Source organism: Pantoea sp. CTOTU49201 (assembly GCF_032054795.1).
In the GTDB taxonomy this organism is placed as follows: Bacteria; Pseudomonadota; Gammaproteobacteria; order Enterobacterales; family Enterobacteriaceae; genus Pantoea; species Pantoea symbiotica.
In genome coordinates this window covers 1-2705 of sequence record NZ_DAMBSA010000359.1, presented here as the reverse complement: position 1 = coordinate 2705, position 2705 = coordinate 1, and the positions used below count along the sequence as shown (strand labels likewise).

General features: G+C 55.2%; 3 protein-coding genes. 1 reads left to right on the top strand and 2 read right to left on the bottom strand.

Annotation, left to right across the window (positions count from 1 at the left end):
• Window positions 1–685 (bottom strand): LysR family transcriptional regulator (locus RTY00_RS19870; RefSeq protein WP_312665722.1); only part of this gene is annotated, 685 nt, incomplete at its 3' end.
• Between the two features lie 108 nt (window positions 686–793).
• Here RTY00_RS19870 and RTY00_RS19865 point away from each other — a divergent pair.
• Window positions 794–2305, top strand: a complete 1512-nt coding sequence (locus RTY00_RS19865; RefSeq protein WP_312665720.1) for an MFS transporter — start codon at window positions 794–796, stop codon at window positions 2303–2305.
• Between the two features lie 29 nt (window positions 2306–2334).
• Here the strand turns inward: RTY00_RS19865 and RTY00_RS19860 are convergent.
• Window positions 2335–2705, bottom strand: a 371-nt coding sequence (locus tag RTY00_RS19860) for an MlaA family lipoprotein (RefSeq protein WP_312665718.1), incomplete at its 5' end; no start/stop codon positions are given.

Here is a 2705-nt window from a genome sequence, read left to right as displayed (position 1 = left end):
GCACCATCGCTTCGATGTTGTTGACGGTTAAAAGTTTTAGCGGCTGGAATTCGCCAGTCACACGCAAATCTGCCAGCTCCCAGCTTTGAATCAAGCCGGTTGCCGGGAAGCGAAAAAGAATGCAGTGATGTCGGGTTAACTCGTCGCTGCTCTTTGGTGGCTGATGGTTTTGCAAATAGCCGGGACTGGCGCACAACACAAAGCGAAACGCGCCCAGCGTGCGCGCCTGCAGGCGTGAATCCTGCATTTCACCGCTGCGAATCGCCACATCAAATCCTTCATCAATGACGTTCACCAGCCGGTCGCTAAAATCCAGTTCCAGTTCAATATCCGGATAAAGCTGGCTGAAGTGCGGCAGCAGTGGCGTGAGCAGCCGATAACCAACCACCGGCAGCGAAATGCGCAGTTTGCCGCTGGGATGGCTTACCGCCTGAGTGATCTCCGCTTCGACATCGCGAATTTGTTCAAGGATAGGACGCGATCGCTCCAGCAACAATGCGCCCTCCGCCGTCAGGCTGACACTGCGCGTACTGCGATGGAACAGGCGCACGCCGAGCTGCTGCTCTAAACGTGCCACATTCTTCCCCACCGCAGACGCGGAAATACCCAGCTGGTGTGCCGCCTGCACAAAACTCAGCGTCTCTGCAGTACGCACAAAGGAAGTTAACGAAGTCAAACTGTCCATGCTAATAAACCTTTTGTCCGCAAAGAATGGATATCTACCCCATTTATTCATCTTTATATCCGCAATAGCATCCTTCGTCATCCCTTCACTTTTTTGCGAGACCCTTTGATGACGGAAATCAGCACGGCACTTACTATCAGTGCTAAAAGCAGCGCGACGCTGGCGATTCTGCTGGCAGCGTTATTGTTGCCACTGAGTTTTACCGGCGGCGTTGTGACAACTCCCGCGATCAGTCATGAACTGCAGGGCGGAACGCTTTCACTGGCCTGGCTAACCAACGGCTTTATGCTGACCTTCGCCAGCGGTCTGTTAGCTGCGGGCGTCGCCGCCGATAAGCTCAGCTACAAACGCATTTTTATCGCCGGTCTGGCGCTGTTCGCTGTCAGTTCTCTTTTGATTTTTTTCACCCAAAGCGCGTTTGCCCTCGGCGTCTACCGCGCGCTGCAAGGCATTGCCGCCGCCATGACCTTAGCGGGAGGCGCTACCGCGCTGGCGCATCTACACAGTGGTAATGCGCGTACGCGGGCGTTCAGTTTGCTCGGTACGCTGTTTGGTGTCGGATTGGCATTTGGTCCGTTGATGATGGGATTGATTACCGATGGATTTGGCTGGCGCTGGGTTTATCTGGTGCTGGCGTTAATTGCCACGCTCATCGCGTTAACCAGCCAGCTTTTACTTGCCGCACCGCAGGTGCGCGCATCCGGACCTGTGGATATGCGCGGCACCGCGCTATTCAGCATTGCCCTGCTGGCCTTCACCACTGCGCTAATTCTGCTGCCGCAATACGGCGCGATTTCATGGCCGCTGCTGCTGTGCGCAGTATTAACGCTGCTGGCGGGCGGGGAATTTTATCGTCATACCAAACGGGTTGAGGCGCCGGTGTTTAGTTTGACGCTGCTGCGCCAGCCGCACTTTGCTGGCGTGCTATTGCTGCCCGTCGCCACCTGTTACTGCTATGTGGTGCTACTGATTGTTATCCCGCTATTTTTGATGGGCGCACAAGGATTGAGCGAAACGCAAAGCGCCGTCAATTTGCTGTCACTGACCGCGCCGATGCTGATTTTTCCCGGTATCGCGGCCTGGCTAACGCGCTGGTTCCGTGCTGGCAATGTAGCGGTATTTGGCTTGCTGCTGGCGACATTGGGATTGCTGGGCATGGCGCACGCCATTGCAACCGCCGATATCACCGGATTGAGTATCGCGATGTTCATTACCGGCGCGGGCGCGGCGTTGCCCTGGGGTTTGATGGATGGATTGGCGGTTTCTGCCGTATCGGTAGAACGAGCTGGAATGGCGGCCGGTTTGTTTAATACGGTACGTGTGGCCGGTGAAGGTATTGCGCTGGCGGTAGTGATGGCGCTGCTGACGCTGTTCAATCAGTGGCAACTTCACCAGACATTACCTGCGCTGGACGCCAGCACACACGAGGCCGTTGCGGGCTGGCTTTCCGGTAGCCATATCGCCGAAGCCAGCAAGTTGCTGCCGCAACTGACGGTTCGCGAACTGGTGCGCAATGTTCAATATGCTTATCAGGTTTTGTTGTACGGATTAGCGGCGATCACGCTGGTGTGTACAGGGATGATTGGATTTTTACTGACACGGCCAACGCTACCGAGATAAAAAAATGGCGACTCAATGAGTCGCCATTTTTATTGCGAATCGATATCTTTCAGATCGTCCTGAATCGCACTGGCGTTCGGATTATCTTCCGGCTTCAGCTTACCGCCGTTGGCGATAAAGTCATGCCGCTGGAAGTAGGCATTACGAATGAAGGCGTACGGATCTTGCTGCTGACGCAAAATGGCGTCCGAATCCAGCAACTGTGCACGGGTTTCAATCCCTTCCAGCGTCCATTTACCCACCGAAATCGGCCAGCTCAGCCAGCTTAATACCGGATAGAGCGTATCGACGAAGTCACCGCCATCTTCACGGATGGTGAAGCTGCCGTAAGCCGGTAGTTCAACATACGGGCCGTAACCAACGCCATAACGTCCCAGCGTGCTACCAAAGCGATGCGGCA